At 33.8% G+C, this 19,578-nt stretch carries 20 protein-coding genes; 14 read left to right on the forward strand and 6 right to left on the reverse strand.

Annotation, left to right across the window (positions count from 1 at the left end):
* Nucleotides 1-283: 283 nt before the first annotated feature.
* From QRN68_RS20110 to QRN68_RS20135, 6 genes are all read left to right on the forward strand, one after another.
* Nucleotides 284-1,147, forward strand: coding sequence for a DUF3800 domain-containing protein (locus QRN68_RS20110; protein WP_285398716.1), 864 nt, complete (start codon nt 284-286; stop codon nt 1,145-1,147).
* 234 nt (nt 1,148-1,381) lie between these two features.
* Nucleotides 1,382-1,531, forward strand: a complete 150-nt coding sequence (locus QRN68_RS20115) for a hypothetical protein (RefSeq protein WP_285398717.1) — start codon at nt 1,382-1,384, stop codon at nt 1,529-1,531.
* A 126-nt stretch (nt 1,532-1,657) separates the two neighbouring features.
* The gene (locus QRN68_RS20120; protein WP_285398718.1) at nt 1,658-2,230 is read left to right on the forward strand and encodes a class I SAM-dependent methyltransferase; all 573 of its coding nucleotides are present in this window, start codon (nt 1,658-1,660) and stop codon (nt 2,228-2,230) included.
* Nucleotides 2,230-2,817 carry a DedA family protein gene (locus QRN68_RS20125; RefSeq protein ID WP_285398719.1) on the forward strand — a complete coding sequence of 196 codons (588 nt, stop codon included), beginning with the start codon at nt 2,230-2,232 and terminating at the stop codon, nt 2,815-2,817. The genes QRN68_RS20120 and QRN68_RS20125 overlap by 1 nt, the downstream gene beginning before the upstream one ends.
* Before the next feature lie 51 nt (nt 2,818-2,868).
* On the forward strand, nt 2,869-3,570 hold the full coding sequence (locus QRN68_RS20130) for a response regulator transcription factor (protein ID WP_285398720.1): 702 nt from the start codon (nt 2,869-2,871) through the stop codon (nt 3,568-3,570).
* Nucleotides 3,554-5,077: a sensor histidine kinase gene (locus tag QRN68_RS20135; RefSeq protein WP_481817477.1), complete on the forward strand. Its 1,524-nt coding sequence runs from the start codon at nt 3,554-3,556 to the stop codon at nt 5,075-5,077. Before QRN68_RS20130 ends, QRN68_RS20135 begins: the two co-directional genes overlap by 17 nt.
* Here QRN68_RS20135 and QRN68_RS20140 read toward each other — a convergent pair.
* Nucleotides 5,058-5,363 (reverse strand): hypothetical protein, encoded by a 306-nt coding sequence (locus QRN68_RS20140; RefSeq protein WP_285398721.1) that lies wholly within the window; start codon nt 5,361-5,363, stop codon nt 5,058-5,060. The genes QRN68_RS20135 and QRN68_RS20140 overlap by 20 nt on opposite strands.
* A gap of 1,035 nt (nt 5,364-6,398) precedes the next feature.
* On the opposite strand from QRN68_RS20140, the gene QRN68_RS20145 reads away from it, so the two are divergent.
* Nucleotides 6,399-7,235 carry a hypothetical protein gene (locus QRN68_RS20145; protein ID WP_285398722.1) on the forward strand — a complete coding sequence of 279 codons (837 nt, stop codon included), beginning with the start codon at nt 6,399-6,401 and terminating at the stop codon, nt 7,233-7,235.
* Nucleotides 7,236-7,484: 249 nt separating this feature from the next.
* Here the strand turns inward: QRN68_RS20145 and QRN68_RS20150 are convergent, their stop codons facing one another.
* Complete coding sequence (locus tag QRN68_RS20150; protein ID WP_285398723.1) at nt 7,485-8,345, reverse strand: YitT family protein; 861 nt, start codon at nt 8,343-8,345, stop codon at nt 7,485-7,487.
* 33 nt (nt 8,346-8,378) lie between these two features.
* On the reverse strand, nt 8,379-8,912 hold the full coding sequence (locus tag QRN68_RS20155; protein WP_285398725.1) for a transcriptional regulator: 534 nt from the start codon (nt 8,910-8,912) through the stop codon (nt 8,379-8,381).
* Between the two features lie 184 nt (nt 8,913-9,096).
* Between QRN68_RS20155 and QRN68_RS20160 the strand changes: the two genes are divergently transcribed.
* The 4 genes from QRN68_RS20160 to QRN68_RS20175 all read left to right on the forward strand — a co-directional run bounded on the left by QRN68_RS20160 (nt 9,097) and on the right by QRN68_RS20175 (nt 11,500).
* The gene (locus tag QRN68_RS20160; protein WP_285398727.1) at nt 9,097-9,348 is read left to right on the forward strand and encodes a PLD nuclease N-terminal domain-containing protein; all 252 of its coding nucleotides are present in this window, start codon (nt 9,097-9,099) and stop codon (nt 9,346-9,348) included.
* A complete protein-coding gene (locus QRN68_RS20165) occupies nt 9,332-10,234 on the forward strand; it encodes an ABC transporter ATP-binding protein (protein WP_285398729.1) in 903 nt (300 codons plus the stop codon). Before QRN68_RS20160 ends, QRN68_RS20165 begins: the two co-directional genes overlap by 17 nt.
* 4 nt (nt 10,235-10,238) lie before the next feature.
* Nucleotides 10,239-11,018 carry an ABC transporter permease gene (locus tag QRN68_RS20170; protein ID WP_285398731.1) on the forward strand — a complete coding sequence of 260 codons (780 nt, stop codon included), beginning with the start codon at nt 10,239-10,241 and terminating at the stop codon, nt 11,016-11,018.
* Nucleotides 11,019-11,113: 95 nt separating this feature from the next.
* A complete protein-coding gene (locus QRN68_RS20175) occupies nt 11,114-11,500 on the forward strand; it encodes a GntR family transcriptional regulator (protein ID WP_285398733.1) in 387 nt (128 codons plus the stop codon).
* 125 nt (nt 11,501-11,625) lie between these two features.
* Here the strand turns inward: QRN68_RS20175 and QRN68_RS20180 are convergent, their stop codons facing one another.
* Complete coding sequence (locus tag QRN68_RS20180) at nt 11,626-13,023, reverse strand: hypothetical protein (RefSeq protein ID WP_285398734.1); 1,398 nt, start codon at nt 13,021-13,023, stop codon at nt 11,626-11,628.
* Between the two features lie 401 nt (nt 13,024-13,424).
* The gene (locus QRN68_RS20185; RefSeq protein ID WP_285398735.1) at nt 13,425-14,192 is read right to left on the reverse strand and encodes a sulfite exporter TauE/SafE family protein; all 768 of its coding nucleotides are present in this window, start codon (nt 14,190-14,192) and stop codon (nt 13,425-13,427) included.
* 237 nt (nt 14,193-14,429) lie between these two features.
* Here QRN68_RS20185 and QRN68_RS20190 point away from each other — a divergent pair, with 237 nt between their 5' ends.
* The 3 genes from QRN68_RS20190 to QRN68_RS20200 all read left to right on the forward strand — a co-directional run bounded on the left by QRN68_RS20190 (nt 14,430) and on the right by QRN68_RS20200 (nt 17,791).
* Nucleotides 14,430-15,314, forward strand: a complete 885-nt coding sequence (locus QRN68_RS20190; RefSeq protein ID WP_285398736.1) for a LysR family transcriptional regulator — start codon at nt 14,430-14,432, stop codon at nt 15,312-15,314.
* A 310-nt stretch (nt 15,315-15,624) separates the two neighbouring features.
* Nucleotides 15,625-16,383: an IclR family transcriptional regulator gene (locus tag QRN68_RS20195; RefSeq protein ID WP_285398738.1), complete on the forward strand. Its 759-nt coding sequence runs from the start codon at nt 15,625-15,627 to the stop codon at nt 16,381-16,383.
* Between the two features lie 283 nt (nt 16,384-16,666).
* Entirely contained in the window at nt 16,667-17,791 is a 1,125-nt protein-coding gene (locus tag QRN68_RS20200) for a saccharopine dehydrogenase NADP-binding domain-containing protein (RefSeq protein WP_285398739.1), read from the forward strand.
* Between the two features lie 171 nt (nt 17,792-17,962).
* Here QRN68_RS20200 and QRN68_RS20205 read toward each other — a convergent pair whose 3' ends face one another.
* On the reverse strand, nt 17,963-19,183 hold the full coding sequence (locus tag QRN68_RS20205) for a dicarboxylate/amino acid:cation symporter (protein ID WP_285398740.1): 1,221 nt from the start codon (nt 19,181-19,183) through the stop codon (nt 17,963-17,965).
* Between the last annotated feature and the right edge of the window lie 395 nt (nt 19,184-19,578).

A 19,578-nucleotide genomic window follows, 5' to 3' on the forward strand; every position in this document is an offset into this window, starting at 1 on the left:
ATTTTTGTACATCGTTATTCAAGCAGGAATGTACATATTTAAATTAGCATTTATATTTATGTTGTTTAGAAGTAATCCTTGATACCTAAGGGATTAGAAATATGAAATTAACTCGGACTAAAAAGTTTTTCATTACTTTTTTGGTCATTTCTCCAATAGATAGGTATAATATCTATAATTACCTTTCAGTCTTTAAATAACTTTAGTGTATTTTGAAGTGTGTATATAAAATAGTACGAAATGACTAATTGTTGCGCAAAAAGTCGAATGAGGGTGATAAAGTATGCAGTATATTATTTATTGTGATGAATCAGTAAAAAACGGAGAATACTACAGTAATTTTTATGGTGGCGCATTAGTAAGATCTATTCATTTGCAAGAAGTAAAAACAATTTTGGAAAATAAAATTTCTGAATTGAATATAAATGGTGAAGTAAAGTGGCAAAAGGTAACCGCTAATTATTTAGAAAAATACAAATCTTTAGTAGATGCGGTCTTTGATCTCGTAAAACAAGATAAAATTAAAATCAGAATTATGTTTACACATAATGCTTTTATTCCAGTAGGTTTAACAAAAGAGCAAAGGGATAATGAATACTTTTTATTGTATTATCAATTTTTTAAACATGCATTTGGATTGAAATATTCGAATACAACAGGAGAACCAATCTCTATTTATCCATTCTTTGATCAATTACCCGATACTAAAGAAAAAAATCAAAAATTTAAAGACTATATTTTTAATTTGCAATATCAAGATTTTTTTAAAGATGCAAATTTATTTATCCATAGTAAAGACGACATAGCAGAGGCGGTATCACATCATCACATTATACTTCAGTGTTTAGATCTTATTTTAGGTTCTATGGAATTTAGGTTAAATGAAAAACACAAAGCAAAACCAAAAGGTCAAAGAAATCGTGGAAAACGAACAATAGCAAAAGAAAAGTTATACAAATATATAAACGCTCACATAAGAGAAATATATCCTCATTTCAACATAGGGGAATCAACTGGAAAGCAAGATGATGTAGAAAATTTGTGGAAACATCCATACAGGCATTGGAAATTTGCTCCTGGTAATAGAGTTGAAAACAAACAATATGTATCAAAGCATAAAAAAATGGGCCCCGTCATTCCTACGTGAGTAGCTCACGTAAAACGTAAGCCTTCGAAATGACCAAGCCCTTCTAGTTAATTACATTGTAGACTACTTGGCTAAATTGAGTCAACATATATGTTGCAAATTTGCAAAAAAACTTAGGAGTTTATGGCGTTTTTAATTAATACAACTAAATCGAAGACCAACTATACTTATTGATACGCTTCCTATTAGAGAGACAGATAAAAAATTAAATCTGTTTATCAAGGGGAGGTAAGAATGGCAACTAAAACAAAAACACCAACAAAAAAGAAAGAACTCAAGTACTTAAATCGAGACGAATTCGAACTTGAAGAAATCGCTTTTATATTAACCGAAGCTAAGTCACTCACTTTAAAAATGAGTGACTTTTTAATTTATATAAACTAAAGTTATCAGAATCAATTAAATAATGTAAGTTCTTAAGAAAAATTTAAGAAATCCCCTCTTAATTCTTTAAGAAATGGACGTTATATTTAAATTAACCAAATATTACATGCGATCGGAGAAAAAATAATGCAATTTATAACGTTTATTACTGAATTTATAAAAAACCCAAAAAATATAGGCGCCATTTCACCTAGTTCTAAAAAATTAGCAAAAAAAATGGTTGAAACGATTTGCTTTGAGAAAGCCCAATGTATTGTTGAACTTGGCCCAGGCACAGGCTCTTTTACGAAAGAGTTAATGAAAAGAAAAGAACCGTCAACAAAGCTAATTCTTATTGAATATAATGAGATTTTTTGTGAAAGGCTACGTCAACAATTTGAGCATGAGCCGAGTGTAATCGTTATACATGGATCCGCTGAGAATTTATGCACGTATATGGCAGCATTAAATATCGAAACAATTGACTATATCGTATCTGGTTTACCTTTTACATCTTTGAATCCTGCCGTTTCATCACGAATTTTACATAATGTAAAGGATTGCTTAGAGGACGGAGAATTTATTACATTCCAATATTCACTTGCAAGGAAATCCTTTATTCAACAATTTTTTGAGAACATTTCACATGAAAAAGTGTGGGTTAACCTTCCGCCAGCTTATGTGCTGAGCTGTAAACTAGGAAATAAGAGGGCTAGTTAATGGAGTTACAGGATCTTTTATCATTTATTGAGCAGTATGGTTATTTTGCTTTATTTTTCAGCTTATGGCTAGGAATAGTGGGTATGCCGCTTCCTGATGAGATGATTGTTATGAGTGGTGGATTTCTATCATCGTTAGAAAAAATGAGTGTGTTAAAAGCATTTATATTAACGTATTTAGGTGTAGTGTCAGGACTTTCCTTAGGTTATGTCCTTGGTAAAGTGTTTGGTCATAAAATACTTGATAAATTGGTAAAGAAGAAAAATGCTAAACATTTATTGAAGTCAAAAGAACTAATAAATAGGTTCGGGCATTTTGCTTTAGTCATAAGCTATTTTATACCATTCGTAAGACACGTAATTCCTTACTTAGTTGGTATGAACAACATGTCATTTAAAAAATATGCGCTGTATTCCTACACAACAGGTTTTGTTTGGACATTGATTTACTTTACACTTGGTTTGTTTTTTGGAAATAATATGGAATATATTTCTACTCTTGCTACAAGATATGGTATATATTTTGGGATTTTCGTCGCTATTGTATGGTGCTTTTATTATTTTTATATACGAAAATTAAAAAAGTAGTTAAAATTAGGAACAATAAATATTGGAAATTTGAAATATTGGTGGGATTAGATGAGTAAAGAAACCATTCTTATTGTTGATGATGAAAAAGAGATTAGAAATCTTATTGCCATTTATTTAAAAAATGAAGGCTTTGATGTACTAGAGGCATGCGATGGAGAGGAAGGTCTTAATCTTTTAAAGAAACATAAAGTACATTTAATTGTTCTAGATATTATGATGCCGAATGTAGATGGTATTGAGATGTGTATGAAAGTAAGGGAAGAAGCAGAGATGCCAATTATTATGCTGTCGGCAAAAACGCAGGATATGGATAAAATCGTTGGATTAACTTTAGGGGCGGATGACTATGTAACAAAGCCATTTAACCCTTTAGAGCTAATTGCTCGTATCAAATCTCAGCTTCGTAGATACATCAACATGAATCGACTTGATACGATGAACGAAAACGAGATAGAAATTGGCGATATACGAATTAATACTGCAACGCATGAAGTAATCGTTAACAATGAAAAAGTTAAGCTTACGCCGAGGGAGTTTTCAGTACTTGAATTACTTGCAAGAAACCAAGGAATGGTCATGAGTGCTGAGCAAATTTATGAAAGGGTTTGGAAGGAAGAAGCTATACAGTCTGAAAATACGGTCATGGTACATATTCGTAAAATTCGAGAAAGAATTGAGACAAATCCAAGAAATCCTCAATATATTAAAACCGTATGGGGAGTAGGGTATAAAATTGAGAAAGATCATTAAGCCATTACTTTTCATAGTAAACAAACTTAAAATGCTCATTGTAACTGCTATAACAGAAGTTCGGCAAAGCATTAGAATTCAATTATTGACGACTTTTATTCTGTGTGCATTTTTAGGTTTACTTGGAGCAAAAGCCGGACTTTCAATTGCTTTGAATATCAACCAAACAGTTAAGATTGATTATAGTCAAGGGATGCAGGAAATAAATGATCAAGCGCAGCGTGTCGCAGATCTAGCTAGCAATGTTAATAATTTAGAAGCAATACAACAGATGATTGAATCAGAAAATTTTAAACTTGATATGAAACAGAGTGCATTAAAAGTAATCGTGACCGATGAGAACGGGAAGGTTTTATACAAAACAAAGCAAGTAGAAGAGGAACAAATTAATTTACATTATAAGATTCGGAATGTAATGGATTTTGCGATTAACCATCCACTCTATAATTATGAGATACCGGAAATCGAGCAATTGAGGCAAGAATACATTGCATTTTATCCTTTAATTATAGAAGATAAAAACTTATATTTGTTTGTCAGTGGTATTCCAGAGGGGATGGTTATCGCAAGTTCGAAAGAGGGCCTTATCCCATTGTTTAGTGCAATTATTGTATTTACCTTTTCATTCCTCTATATAACGAAACGAAAAATGAAACAAATTGAGGCGTTAGCGGAGGGGGTTATGGAAATCGCTAAAGGGAATTTAAACTATCGCATTAAGAAAAAAGGGCAGGATGAGATTGCTGTATTAACAGACAATGTAAATCATATGGCTGAAGCAATTATGACAAGTATTGAAATGGAGCGAAAAATTGAAAAACAAAAAAATGAATTAATCACCAATGTATCACACGACTTACGGACACCGCTTACCTCGATTATGGGTTATTTACGATTGTTAAGTGAAGAGAGGTATGACACAAAGGAGCAGTATGATGAGTATCTAAAGATTGCTTTTTCAAAATCTGAACAATTAAAAAATCTGATTGATGATTTATTTGAATATACGAAACTAACGAATGAAAGCATTGTTCTTGAGCAACAAAAAGTATGTATCAATGAACTTCTCGTTCAATTAATTGAGGAGTTAATCCCGCAGGCAGAGGAAAATCATCGTTCATTTATAAAAAATTTCTCAGAGGAACGCATCTTTGCTACGGTTGATTCGGAAAAAATTGTCAGGGTTTTTGATAATTTATTAGTAAATGCCATTAAATATAGTACTGGCGATGGTAAGATTTTTGTTTCCCTTGAAAGAAAGGAAAGTAATATTCATATCAGAGTTGCAAATGAAAGTGATGAATTTACATCCGAAGAACTCATGAACCTATTTGAGCGATTTTATAAAAAGGACCAATCTAGAACAAGCGTTGCAGAAGGTTCAGGGCTTGGACTTGCAATTGCTAAGAATATTATTGAACTGCACGGAGGCAAAATAGATGCAAAATATGCAGATAATATGTTGCAGTTTATTATTGTGTTACCGATTACAACTGCTGAATCGTGATGGTGTGATTGGTTAACGTATTGTTAGTAAGTTTCTCTTCGATAGTAGCTAAAATATTTATGTCTTTTATTAGTAGTTGAATTTCGGTCTGTTTGTACTGTCGTTGAAATTCATAAATATATTCGATTATTATTTTTAAGTTTACACTGTTTTTAATTTCAACCTCGACAAAAAACGGTAATGTCATTTGAGGATGTTGTGTACAGCCACCGCGACGAATCCAAATCGCTTCATTGACGTAATAACGAATAGGTAGTTGGCGATTACTTGCGATAAATATATCCATATAATACTCCTTTGTATAAACGTTTTAAATTAAGCCTAAAGGAAATTAGATAAATCGTCAAAAGATAGGCTATATGAAAATATGAGGAAAGCTTGTCAATCAAACGCCTCATTATAGTAAGAAATTTAAAAAGAATCGGCAATCAATTCTGCTATTGTTGCAGAAAATTAATTTGCCTAAAAAGTGGCTGGGACAAAACTGGCCAAAACCTAAAAAGCGCGAGAAAACAATTTAGAAAGTTGATTTCTCACGCTTTTTTGATGTTGAATTTTTAACCTTAAAATATACTTATGTCATAAGCGATGCAAATTATCAATGCAATCAGATAGTGTTTCATGAAGGTAGATGTCGATATTTTTCGAAAGTTGGTTGATAAATTAAAAAAGTTGGTCGATAAATCGAAAAAGTTAGTTGATAAACAATCAAAAGTTCTCGAGACAGTAAATCTCCGGATATATACTGTCATTAACATAGAAAAAGAGAAATCAAACAGCATCGATTTCTCTTTTTTCTGTAATATCAGCTAGTTATGTCCCAGTCTCTTCTTTTTAGAGAGACGGATAAAATTCCCCAAGTAACCGTTAGTGCCTACAAAGTGAAGGATAGAATCTTCAAATCGACGGATAGTCGTATGCATCAATCGTCTCTAAAAAATATTTTAGCGCAGGTGATTGTACTTCGTCATTACGATAAATAAACCAAGTTGGGATTTGAGTCTGCTTTATTGCTAGTATGTGCAGCGGCAGTTTAAAAATAAGACATACTTCCTTTATAGAAACAACTTACTTAACCATATCTAATTCCCTTTCTAAAACGCAATAGCAAGATAGCTACTTAGCAAGAAAATGCAGAAAATAGGGCAAGTCCATCTTAATATATAGGTATTCGATTTTTTTGTTGTACTTCGATGATTGTACAAAATTTATGAAATGTTAGCTATCAGGGCAAGTTTGTTGAAGCATTACTTTTCTAAATAAGCCCATACTACATGGGAATTATAATCTTTGATCTCTGGTAAAAAGAGGGGACATGTTGATGAAGAAAATAATGCTACTTACATTATTGTCACTCGTGGCAGTTAACGTTATTTCGATAGTTGTTCACGCTAACGAGGATCAGAAAAAAGACCTAATGAAAATCGTTAGGAGATTTATACCGGAGAACGCGTCTCTTATTAGTCCTGAAAATCCTTTCTCCACACAGTCAATTCAACTTTACGACTTTAACCACGATGGACAGAAAGAAATAATCTTTACTTATGAAATTAAAGCAAAGGATCAACCTACTCAGTTTGGATCAATAGTGCTAAAAAATGACAATACTGATTGGCGAAAAATTTGGGAAATAAAAAATCAAGGAGTAGATTTGGATTTTTCGGGTTTAGCAGATATTACTGGCGATGGCACAAAAGAATATTTATTCGGTGTGACAATTGGTGCAGCAATAGGAAGTGAACTTCAAGTTTTTCAATGGGTTGATAACACATTGAAAAAAATTGCTGATGTTCCTTATCATAAAATTGACTTTGTAAATGGAAAACAAAAAGTCGGAATAGCTGTTTGGCAAATGTATATTGGTGATAGTTATTTAGTCGATGTACTAAAATGGAATGGTGAAAAGTTGGTGTATGATGAAGAATTATATGCCAAATACTATCCAATCATCGAAAAGTTTTATAACGAAAAAATTTCAGAAATGGACGCCTGGTTTTATTGGTATTGCCTTGCAGATGCCCAAATCAAAGCAAATAAATTTGAAGAAGCATCTAAATCGATTCAAAAGGGAATTTCGTTAGTTAAAAAATCATCAATGCGAGAAGTAATCCAAGACTTTAATGATTTAACTGAAAGGCTGAAGAACAAGAGAAAATAAAAGAAAGCCCTACTATTATTTATGCAGTCGTATTTATGGGCATTGGCATTAGTGTCATGTAGAAGAAAAGCTAAAGTTTTGATAACACCTCTTTCTAAAAGTTAGCTATTTTAGTTTAGTTCAATTGACCTCTGCAAAGTTCGCATCGTAATGGTATCTTCAACTGTAAAAGTCATAAAAAATACTGCACCCCAACTGTTAGATATGTCTAACAATTGGGGTGCAGTTCATGAACGATTTACTTTTGATTTAGTGGATATCACGTTTTTTGAAGTTACCACCGCGTACTTCTGAAACATCAGAAATGACGACAAAAGCACTTTCATCGATACCTTTAATAATCGAAACAATCTTATTTTCTTCCATACGGTTAATAACACAGTTTAAAATTTCAGTTGGTTCATTTGAAAAACCACCACGACCCTTTGTATAAGTAACACCACGTCCTAAACGAGCTTGAATCGCATCTCCAATCTCCTCCGACTTCGCACTAACAACACGAACGTCTTTTGATTTTTCTAAACCATCTTGGATAATATCGATAACGTTTTTCGCAATATAGTACGTTAAAGCAGAATATAATGCGCTCTCCAATCCAAAAATAAAGCTTGCCCCTAAGAAAATAAAGGCATTAATAAATAATATAATATCCCCGACTGAAAATGGAATCTTACGTGATAGTAGCACGGATAAAACCTCAGAGCCATCTAAAGCACCACCGTTACGTAAGACAATCCCGATCCCGACACCAAGTAACATACCACCAGCTAAAACAATTAATAAGGGATCCTCTGGACCTAAAATTGTTTTTACATCGTGTAAAAGGACTGTGGAAATAGATAAAGCTGCTATCCCAGCAGTACTCATAAATGCAAAAGTTTTACCTACTTGTTTGTAGCCAATAAAAATAAACGGAATATTTAATACAAAGAGCAGCACGCCTAACGGAATACCAAAGAGGTGTGCGCCCATAATACTAATCCCCGTCACACCACCATCAATGACATCGTTCGGTATTAATACTGCCTCTAATCCATAGGCTGCGATAACAGCTCCAATGATAATCAAAATAAATTTTCGTGTATTTTCAATTAATTTTCTTTTTTTCATCCATCTTCTCCATTTCTGTATGTGAATTAATACTTAAGGTTTTGGAATAATATTTACAGCAATTGTTTTTGTCTCAGTCTCTTCAGTTGAGTCGGCCATATTATAGTATTTAGTTACTAGATCGTTTAATTCATTTTCAAAGTTCATAAATTGATCATTCGTTAACGTCAAGTCAAGTAATGAAAATGTTGCAAAATCTTCTGTGCTTTCTTTTTCATCAAGTGAATTTAAATAATTTTGATATTGAGATAATAGAGCTAATTGATAGTAGGAAACATAATTTAATTTTTGTTTAATCGTTAGTTGTGTCCAATCCTCCTTACTCAGTTTTGCTGCTCCTTCATTTAATGCATAAAATTTCTCTGTAACAGAACGTACTTTTCGCTCTTTTACAATTTTTATAATGTTTTCATCTACTAAAATTTGGATATGTCGATATAAAGTAGCTTGAGGTACATCCTTAATGACAGAGATCATCTCCAAAGTGCTTAAGCCTTCTTCTTTATTCAGAGCTTGTAAAATTTTCATTCTCACAGGGTGCATTAAGACCTCTGCTTTATTACGCATAAAACGATCCTCCTTTCCGAAAAATGAGATGGTATCAAGAGTAGTAATCAAATGTTATCAATGTGATAACATTCTCAAATTAATAATATATATTTTTTTTGAAGATGTACAGTAAAAAGGTAATGAAATTTTTATCACATTCTGTTATCATTATCGATAATGATAACGAACGGAGGTTTTAGGAATGAAATTACACTATGGTTTTGATGAATTAAGCCAACTTGATTGGGCAAGTATACTGCCAATCATTTTACCTTTTGTATTAGTAGGGTTTGTTCTAATCATTGTTGCTTTATTCGATTTATACCGGCACCGAGAAAAGAGAGAAAACATACTTATGTGGGCAATTATTATTTTATTCTTTAATACGATTGGTTCTGTTCTATACTTCGTTATTGGTAGAAAGGATGTAAATAAACGTGCGCTTAGAGATTAAAAATATTACGAAAAAGTTTAAACAAAAAACAGCTGTGAATGATTTCTCAATGATTATTGATGCTAATGAGTGTGTCGGCTTAATTGGACCAAATGGAGCGGGGAAGTCTACGTTAATTCAAATCATTGCCGACGTTTTGTATGCGGATGAAGGGGAAATTCTTCTTGATGGTCAAAAGATTTCATCTATGAAGCATCGAATTGGTTATTTACCTCAGTATCCTAATTTTTTCTCGTGGATGACAGCATTTGAAACATTGTCCTTTATGGGGACGCTTTCTGGCCTATCAAAAATTGAATTACAGAAAGAAATTCCATTGCTTTTAGAAAAGGTGGGCTTAGGGAAAGAAGCACATATCCATGTAGGGGCATTTTCTGGTGGTATGAAGCAACGCCTTGGCATCGCGCAAGCATTATTGCATAAGCCTACTTTAATGATTATGGATGAACCGGTATCAGCACTAGATCCAATTGGGAGAAGAGAAGTATTAAATCTCTTAAAAGAGATAAAAAAAGAAACGACCATTTTATTATCAACGCATATATTGAGCGATGCACAAGAAATTTGTGAGCGCTTTGTGATGATTAAAAATGGTCACAAAATAGAGGATGCTACAAAATCAGAGTTGCTTAAGCGCCATCAGGAATCAGCTATCTTTTTAATGATTCGAAAGGCAGATTTTCAATGGTTAACAATGATTGAACGCTTACCATATGTGAAGAAAATAGAAAGCTGTGGAGATGGCTTCAAAATACACGTTGAAAATTTGGAAACAGATGCTAATCGACTAATACAGCACGGACTGGATTCAAAAGTGATGTTTACTAAATTTGAAGTGGGTATTCAAGACAATCTTGAAGAAATATTTTTAGAATTGGTGGTGTGAGTGAATGAATGCTTTTATCACATTAAGTAAAAAAGAAATAAGTCAGATGACAAGAGAATATAAAATAATTTGGCTCCCGATTGTCTTTATCTTACTAGGGCTAACTCAACCGATTATGATGTATTATTTACCAGTTATTTTACAATCAGTTGGTGGGGTTGAAGGTATAATAATTGATCCTACCATGGCAAAGCCTGAGGGAGGGGAGGTACTTGCCTCAACATTAAATTCACAATTTGACCAACTAGGCATTATTATTCTGGTCGTTGCCACGATGAGTATTATTCAAGGGGAAAAAGCAAATGGTATGATGGCATTTATCCTAACAAGGCCAGTATCGATATCATCCTATTTGAATAGTAAAATCATTATACATTATATATTGGCTGTTATATCCATAGTTCTTGGCTATACAATGTCCTACGGCTATTCAGCGTACTTATTTACAACTGTTCCTCTGACACAAGCATTGTGGGCTTTAGTATTCTATTGTGTTTGGCTATTATTCATCATAACATTTGTGGCGATGATGAGTACATTTTTTAATAGTCCTGCCTTTATTGCATTAATAAGTATCGTTGTCCTATTAATCTGTCGTTTTCTCGCTGGACTACATCCATTCATAGACGTTGTGAATCCTGCTAGTAATAGTTTGTATGCAACAAATATTCTAATGACAGGTGAGATGGGGAACTGGTATGGCATTAATATTGTAGTAACACTGCTATTGGTTTTATTGATAATCATGACCATGCAAAGTTTCATTGCGAAAAAGAAATTTTAAATGAAATGAGGTCTTTCAATGTTTCTCCATGGATTACAGCCGTACATTAATTTACAAAAAAGTTTGATGGAAAATATGAAAGGATACGTAAACAATTGAATGTAAAAATAGATTCAAGGAGTAAAATTCCTTTTTATCAACAATTAGCCCAGCAATTACTTGTTGAAATAGCGATAGGAAATTTGCAAAATGGTGACCAATTACCCTCAATTCGTGATTTAGCAGCCGAAACGAACCTCAATCTTCACACCGTTCATAAAAGCTACAAGGAGCTTCAGAAGAAGGGGATAATCGCAATAAAACCTCAATCAAAAACATTTGTTGTTATTGAAAAGTCTGCTAAAGCAAAGGGTGTTAACCTTCAACAAATTTCTATGAAGGTCGAACAAATAATGTGTGAAGCTTTTGTTTTAGGTATTAGCGAACATCAACTACAGCAGATGTTTCATGACAATATGCGAAAATATTATATTGAGCGTTAGAAGAAAAAGAGATGACTTCTGCAAAGTACAGAAGTCATCTCTTGTTATATATAGTTCATTAAATTCATCCGTAGTCATTCAAAATAGACCTCGTCATAAAAGGTACAATCGTATAAATCATAATGCTAAATCAAAAACACCGCCACAATGGTTGTAATTACAAGACCAATCAATACTGGCAATAAATTACGTCTTGCAAGTTCAAATGGGCTAACATTACAAATCGCAGCCGCTGGAATTAACGCCCAGGGAATTAACGTACCACCTCCAACCCAAATTGCTGTAATTTGCCCAAGTGCTGTTAAAGTGGCAGTACCTCCACCAATAGCATTGCCAAATAAACTACCGATGGAGCCAGTTAAGGAAATGCCTGAGAAACCAGAGCCGTCTAATCCTGTAATGGCGCCAACGACTGTTAAAGTAATGACAGCAATTTCCTTTGTTAATGGTACGACAGAAGCTAGACCAACGCCGAGATCGTTGACGATACCATGTGAAGCGGCTGGTAAGTAGTCTCCGATAATTTGTGTGAATCCTGAGTCCCCTAGATAGAAGAAGGCCGCAATTGGAATAACGGGTCCAAACACTTTAAATCCGAACTGGAATCCTTGAATTAAATAGCTTGTTGTCATCTCAAGCCCTTGGTTTTTATGAGCTACAACGCAAAGTAACAATAGTATAAAGACGGATGTTCCACCTATTAAAGCTGTGGCATCCCCACCTTGTAATTTTAAGATGGACATGGCAATGACATCGAGGACAAAGGCAATTGGAATTAGAACTGCGAAAAAGCGTTTTTGTCCAAGTGTCAGCAAGTTTTCGGTAGTTACTTGTTCAGCTTCTTTTCCTATATCGTTTGTAGCATTTAAATACAGTGATCCACGTTTCATATCGCGTCGTAATAAAATATAGGCGACTAACGTTGTGACAACGCCCATAGTAATGACAAGAGGGATACTGGCTGTTACTACCTCACCAACTGGAATACCAGCTGCATCAGCAGTCAGCTTCGGAGCCCCCTGTATAACAAAATCACTCGATAGAGCAATTCCATGACCAAATAAATTCATCGCCATCGCCACACCAAGTGCTGGTAAGCCTGCACGAAGAGCAACAGGTAGCAAGACTGCCCCTAAAAGTGCTACAGCCGGTGATGGCCAGAAAAACCAAGAAATAATCATCATTAACAGACCAATCGTCCAATACGCTAATGCAGGAGTTTTAATGATTTTAGTGAAAGGAGCAATCATCACCTCATTAATCCCCGATGTCATCAATACTCGACTCATCGCAACAATAATAGAGATAATTAAAATGGTCGACAAAAGCTCTGAAATGGCATAAATAAAGCTGTTAAAAACACCACTAATGGACGAAGTTAAATCGCCAGTAGCTACGATGGCTAGTATGAAGATGCCGATAATACATATGAGGGTGGTATCGCGACGTTTAACCATAAATCCGATGATGAGCACAATAAAAATAACGTAAATCCAATGGAGAGCTGTGAATTCAATCCCCATACATTTCCCCCTCAAAATTCGATCTGATTCTATAGAATATGAAGGGGAAAAAAGTTGGTGATGGTTTTGTGAAATTTTGACTTAAATAGAATTGTAATGTGAGTTGAAATTTGAAAAAGTATAAAGAGACGAAGAGAGATAATATGAAGATTGTTATACTAGCAGAAAAACTTGCAGATGCGGTGTATAAAACAACAAAATAAATCAAATTGAAAAGACCAATTCATAATAAGAAAACAATGTTGCAATATCAGTAATTAGTCTAAGATTGCAACATTGTTTATTTTTTATATTTAATAGATTCCTTTGTAGCATTCAGTATCCCTAGCTATGGATATAGATATAATAGTCGAAGAAAGTATTAGATACTTAGCCATTTAGTAAGAAACAGGTAGAGTGATTTATATCAATAAATCTGATACGACCTGAATAATCAGCAAGAAAAAAATGATGGGTAATAAAATTTGAATCCACTTTGTTTGGATATAAGGAATGATCTTTAAACCTAAGAACGAGCCAACGATAGAGCCAATTGAAACAGGAATGGCGATTCCCCAATTAACAATGCCAGTAAAGTAGTAAAAGAGAAAGGCACCTGTACAACTTGAAAACGTAATAATTCTTGTTAACTCAACTGCTTTTATATAGGTATATTGCTTTTTAAGGTGATAGGTTACATTCATTAGAGCTGAGCCAGGTCCAAAACCACCGTCATAAATTGAAATTGCAAACGGAATGAGTTTATTAATTGGTTGTTCCTCTGTTTCTTTTAGATCCTTTACCATAAATTTATTACTGCGAAGAACAATAAAAAATGCGAAAATTAAGAATACACAAGCTACAACATTCATGACTTGTTCCGATAATCGAGTGGCTAAAAATGCGCCAAATACACCACCTAAACTAGCGACTATCATTAAAGATGTAAATTTTTTTAACGATAAATGTCCTTTAATTATAAACGATACGACATTTGATAGAGCTGAAATTCCTGTCGCAAATTTATTAACAGCTACGGTTGAATGAATCGGAATGCCAATAAGTAACATAGCGGGTAACAAAATAAAGCCTGCAGCGCCGAAAAGAACACCAATGACTGCTGCGAGTAAGCCAATTGTAAATAAAATAAATCCATTTACTGATAACCATTCATGTAGTAAAATTTCCATCAAATCACCTCTACACTTAAATTACTGCTAAACCATACATAAAACAAATATATAATAATTGCTTATTCATAAATTCAATTTATCTTTCATCAGTGGGTGTTAGAACACCCAGTGATGAAAGATAAAGCCTCCGGCGGATGTCACGGATTTTGAAAGGAATGAATTGTGTGGGCACAATTCAAAATCCGGACGCAATTACGCCAAGGCGAAATTGATTGATAGAAAGGTGTGGATGAAATGAATTTGCATGCATTAAGGATTTTTACGAATGTAGCAAAGCTTGGAGGAATTACTGCAGCAGCGAATAAAATGCTGCTTAGTCAACCAGCAGTCACAATTCAAATACGGAAATTAGAGAGCGAAATAGGGGCAAAATTGATTGAAGGAAAAGGACGTGGCATTCAATTAACGCCTGAGGGGAAGTTTTTGTATGAGCAGGGAATGCGTTTATTTTATTTAGAAGCACAAATTGACGAAAAGCTCGGTAAATTTTTAGCGAAGGAAGAGAAAATACATATTGCTTCTTCCTATATACCAATAAACTATATACTCCCATCTATTATTGCAGCGTATAAGCTTGCTAATCCTCACATTGAATTTTTTGTGTCGTTAGGCAATGTAAAATCTGTGGAAGAGCAAGTTCTTAATTATGAAGTAGATTTTGGTTTTGTCGTGCAAAATAAAATAGGTCACCCTGATTTACAGTTTGAAAAAATAGTAGATATCCCGTTTTGGTTTGTTGTTCATCCATCACATTCTTTAGCAAATCAAACTGTCCCTATTTACGAATTATCGAATGAAGACTTTATTTATCGAGAACGCGGTAGCTCGACACTCGATTTATTGGAGTCGTTTTTTTACACTTATAACAGTACATTGCCTAAGTTAGGACTTCAAATGCAGGGCTTACATGAATCGATTAAAGTAGTGGAAGCAGGGTACGGTTTGACCTTAGCGCCATCCTATAGTGTTACCGAAAGTATAACAAATGGGAAGCTAGCCCGGGTGTATGTTGAACAGGCAGATATTCAGCAAAGTTTATTTATATGTACACGCAAATCAGATTTAGAAAAACATCCATTTATTATGTATTTAAAAGAGCATTTAAACGCTATAAAATAACCAATCAAAAAGTAATAAAATCAAAATCGGGAACGAGCATTAGACGTACTTATATGGCTCTTATACTTGCGATATTAATGGTACTTGATGCTATAGTGAAAAGTTTTTAAACATAGAGAGAAATAAATTGGTCGAAGATGTTGAATATGAATGTAAAGGTGAGAAAATAAGTAATAAAGATTAAATCCAACCCCTTCTCTCATCCAAATGGCAGAAGAATTTGAACCTATAGAAATAGAAAAAAATAGTGAAAAATCCGGACGTAATTACGCAGGGCGAAATGGATTGATTAATAAATGGAGGGAAAAACGTGGGAGAAATTAAAACCTCTACAGTTTCTTCAGTAGAAAAAGCTATAGATATATTATTAGCGCTTCAAAGTGAAAATAAAAAAAGTATTAGAGAGCTGGGAGAAGAATTAAATATTTCAAAAAGTGCCTTACACAGAACATTACAAACACTAGAAAGCAGAGGTTTAGTGAGGCAAGATGGAGTGACGGAAAAATATGCACTTGGCTATAAAATACTTGAGTTAAGTGAGTCATTACAAAAAGATATAGAAATTAGAAAACTAGCTTATGAAGACATGGAAGAACTTCGAGATTTGATAGGAGATACAGTTCAATTATCTATAATTGATAATGATTCCATACTAATTATCGAAACGATTGATGGTACAAATGCTTTAAGGGTTTTCTCAAGAGCAGGTAAAAGACACCCTATTACTTATGGAAATATTGGAAAAGTTTTTTTATCACAAAAGTCTCCTAAAGAAATATCAAAGTACTTGGAAAAAGCTCCTTTAATACAATATGCGTCTAAATCAATTATGGATGCTGAGGTTTTCTTAGAAAAAATCAAGGAAGTAAAAAGGAAGGGAATATCAACTAGTGTTGACGATCCGATGGAGGGGGCTTTTGGTATTGCAGTACCTATTTGTAATTCTCATGGGGAAATAATTGCTGTACTTTCTATCTCAGGAGTGAAGAGATTCCAGAATGAAGGTTTAATAAAACTAGAGAATCTGGCAAAGTTATACGCAGCAAAAATCTCAGAAAAATTTAAATAAGATTATTTGGTTGAAAGGTGTTTACACACAGTTATTTTAATAAGCTGTGTAAACACCTTTTTCCATTTAAGTAAACTTTGTATTCGTTCGAAATACTGGAATGAAGAAAAAGAACAGCTTTGTGAAGGTTTAATATATTGAAAATTTAGATGTAGTTATTTATGTGATAACCTCTTTATTATTCTGATAATTCTTGAAATTAGTGATTGAATTCCGACTGTGAGGGATGTATAATTTAAAAACAGGACAGTGTCCCGTGTTTTGAAAAAAAGGAGGTATAATTATGAGCAAAGTAATGTTGTTTGGATTAGGGGAAGTAGGAACACATATTTTGGAGTTCTTAGCGAGAGATCCAAAGTGTCCAGAATTAGTAATTTGTGATATGAATGAAGAAGTTTCACGCAAACGCATTAATAATGCATTAATTGGTGCAGCGGTTTTTCGTCTTTACCCAAAGGTTTCTTTTGAGAAAGTGGACTTAACGGATGTTGATAGAACGGCAGAACTTATTAAAAGCGAAAATCCAGATGTAGTAATTAACTGTGCCGTTTTACAAACTTGGCATGTTATCCGACAATTACCAAAAGATCTTTATGCAAAACTAAGTTCAGCTAGCTTAGGAGCATGGTTACCTTGTCAATTAGGTCTTGCATATAAATTAATGGTTGCTATTCAACAATCTGGCGTTCAAACACATGTTATCAATACTTCATTATCATGTATGACAAACCCTGCATTAGCTAAAGTTGGTTTAGCACCAACGATTGGTATCGGAAATGTTGAGTTAATTGAATCAGCAGTACGTCTTCAGGTTTCACGTGAGCTGAGTGTACCAATCGATATTGTAAAAGTATATCTTGTAGCACATCATGTTTGGTGGGTTTATCCACGAGAAGCAGGTTATAAAAAAGGTCCTTACTATATAAAAGTCCTTGTAAATGATGAAGATGTAACAGGGACATTCGATACAGATACATTACTTTGGGATGCAATTAAGCAATACCCACCTGATACAGAATTTACTACAGTATCAGCAAACTCTACAATTAAAAACATGTATGCTTTATTAAGCGCAACACCTATTTTCACACATTCACCTGCACCACAAGGATTACCTGGTGGATATCCAATTTTATTAAGCAAAGATGGGGCAGAATTAGCTTTACCAGGGGGTATTACATTAGAGGAAGCTATTAAAATTAATGAGGAAAGTAATAAAATTGATGGTATTGATCGCATTGAAGAAGATGGGACAATTGTATATGCTGAGTACTCATATCAAATATTAAAGGAAATGCTAGGTTTTGATCATAAAACATTTAAAGTGGAAGAGAGCTTAGAAATTGCCTTTGAATTGATGACAAAATATCGTGAGTTTGCTTCAAAAGTAAAAGAACAATTAGCATAAATTATTATGACACAATGCCTTAGATGAAAGCTTTATATTTTCATCTAAGGCATTTTTGTATGGATAGATTACATTGTAAGAGTGATCTGTTTACAGAAACTTTTTAAAGGATTCGCTGGATGCTTGGTCAGTTTTTTATACACTACTTTTATTAACTAAATAATAGTTTTTCTATTCATTGACTAAGTATTTTTCTTCTGACTTAGTAATAATTACCGCACAAGCTGCATCTCCTGTTATATTGACAGTTGTTCGTATCATATCAAGAAGACGATCAACTCCTAGAATTAGTGCAATTCCTTCGACTGGAAGACCTACAGATTCTAATACCATTGCAAGCATAATTAAACCTGCTCCAGGAACAGCAGCGGTACCGATACTAGCTAAAACAGCAGTTAGTACAACTATAAGAAGTTGGCTCAAACCAAGATCGACACCATAAACTTGAGCAATGAAAATCGTAGCAACACCTTGCATTATGGCGGTTCCATCCATATTTATTGTTGCTCCAAGAGATTGAACAAATCCACTAATCGATTCAGGTACTTTTAAATTTTCTTGAGCAGCCTTCATGGAAGCAGGCAAAGTACTAGTGGAGCTTGATGTACTAAAAGCAACAACCATAGCAGGTGAAAAACCTTTAAAGAACCAAATTGGACTTTTCCTTGCTAATAAAGCAATAGACCCTCCATATATTACGATTGAATGAATAATTAATGCAGCTATAACAATTATCATGTATAGCCCCATTGCTTTTAATGCTGGAATCCCCTGACTTCCAACAGCAGAGGCAATTAATCCAAAAGCTCCAAATGGTGCAAATTTCATTATAATATTAACTAGTAGCATCATTAATTTCTCTATTTGTTCGACAAATTCTTTCACAAGTTTTGTTTTTTCGCCAAGTAATGTTAACCCAAGCCCTATGAATACAGCAAAGAAAATAATTTGTAGCATACTTCCCTCAGCCATCGCTTGAATTGGGTTAGTTGGAATAATACCTAGCAATGTATCGATGACAGGTGGTGCTTCAGAAGCTTGATACCCCGCCGTTTCAGCTTCAAAACCGCCACCCTTACCTGGTTTAAATAGAAGAGCAAGCGATAGACCAATAATGATAGCAATTGCTGTTGTTGTAAGGAAGTACGTAATAGTTTTGACACCAATTCTTCCTAATTTTTTTGGATCTCCAAGTCCAACGGTGCCAAGAACAATAGAGAAAAACACAACTGGTACAACAAGCATTTTCATAAGGTTTAAAAAGATTGTACCTAGAGGTTTGAATAAAAATTTATCAATACCTGTAAAAATTGATGGGAATGCTAAATTTAAAGCTAAACCAATAATTACCCCTAAAATAAGAGCGATAATAATATTACGAGCTAACTTCATGAAATTCCCCCTTTGTGTATAGAAATGATAGAATATAAAACTTTAAGTTTATTTTTTTCTCATTCCCCCTTAGATAAATATATATTCCATAAGCTTTAAAGATGAAAATGGGACAATGTCCTCTTTTAAATTATAGTAATGATATGTGATATTTGCAATTAATATTTTGAAAATTCTTAAAATTAATCACTCGCAAGGGTATATGCTTATCTTCATTCAGTAAATGCAATTGTAGCGAAGTTTGCGTTCGATACATCAAAGAAGAACTTTTTAGATTAAATTTTGTCACAGAATTGAGCTCCAGGAAGCCCACTTCTTCAGAGGTGGGAGGAATGAAGTACTTTTTTCTTTACAGAACATACGTTTTCGTTGTATATTGTGAATAATCAAAAAAT

The organism is Lysinibacillus sp. fls2-241-R2A-57 (genome assembly GCF_030209535.1).
Classification (GTDB): Bacteria; Bacillota; Bacilli; order Bacillales_A; family Planococcaceae; genus Lysinibacillus.

What these genes read in the sequence shown, in the direction of transcription:
- QRN68_RS20110 (WP_285398716.1), top strand. Translation starts at nt 284, where the DNA reads ATGCAGTATATTATTTATTGTGATGAATCAGTAAAAAACGGAGAATAC.
- QRN68_RS20115 (WP_285398717.1), top strand. Translation starts at nt 1,382, where the DNA reads ATGGCAACTAAAACAAAAACACCAACAAAAAAGAAAGAACTCAAGTAC.
- QRN68_RS20120 (WP_285398718.1), top strand. Translation starts at nt 1,658, where the DNA reads ATGCAATTTATAACGTTTATTACTGAATTTATAAAAAACCCAAAAAAT.
- QRN68_RS20125 (WP_285398719.1), top strand. Translation starts at nt 2,230, where the DNA reads ATGGAGTTACAGGATCTTTTATCATTTATTGAGCAGTATGGTTATTTT.
- QRN68_RS20130 (WP_285398720.1), top strand. Translation starts at nt 2,869, where the DNA reads ATGAGTAAAGAAACCATTCTTATTGTTGATGATGAAAAAGAGATTAGA.
- QRN68_RS20140 (WP_285398721.1), bottom strand. Translation starts at nt 5,363, where the DNA reads ATGGATATATTTATCGCAAGTAATCGCCAACTACCTATTCGTTATTAC.
- QRN68_RS20145 (WP_285398722.1), top strand. Translation starts at nt 6,399, where the DNA reads ATGAAGAAAATAATGCTACTTACATTATTGTCACTCGTGGCAGTTAAC.
- QRN68_RS20150 (WP_285398723.1), bottom strand. Translation starts at nt 8,345, where the DNA reads ATGAAAAAAAGAAAATTAATTGAAAATACACGAAAATTTATTTTGATT.
- QRN68_RS20155 (WP_285398725.1), bottom strand. Translation starts at nt 8,912, where the DNA reads ATGCGTAATAAAGCAGAGGTCTTAATGCACCCTGTGAGAATGAAAATT.
- QRN68_RS20160 (WP_285398727.1), top strand. Translation starts at nt 9,097, where the DNA reads ATGAAATTACACTATGGTTTTGATGAATTAAGCCAACTTGATTGGGCA.
- QRN68_RS20170 (WP_285398731.1), top strand. Translation starts at nt 10,239, where the DNA reads ATGAATGCTTTTATCACATTAAGTAAAAAAGAAATAAGTCAGATGACA.
- QRN68_RS20180 (WP_285398734.1), bottom strand. Translation starts at nt 13,023, where the DNA reads ATGGGGATTGAATTCACAGCTCTCCATTGGATTTACGTTATTTTTATT.
- QRN68_RS20185 (WP_285398735.1), bottom strand. Translation starts at nt 14,192, where the DNA reads ATGGAAATTTTACTACATGAATGGTTATCAGTAAATGGATTTATTTTA.
- QRN68_RS20190 (WP_285398736.1), top strand. Translation starts at nt 14,430, where the DNA reads ATGAATTTGCATGCATTAAGGATTTTTACGAATGTAGCAAAGCTTGGA.
- QRN68_RS20200 (WP_285398739.1), top strand. Translation starts at nt 16,667, where the DNA reads ATGAGCAAAGTAATGTTGTTTGGATTAGGGGAAGTAGGAACACATATT.
- QRN68_RS20205 (WP_285398740.1), bottom strand. Translation starts at nt 19,183, where the DNA reads ATGAAGTTAGCTCGTAATATTATTATCGCTCTTATTTTAGGGGTAATT.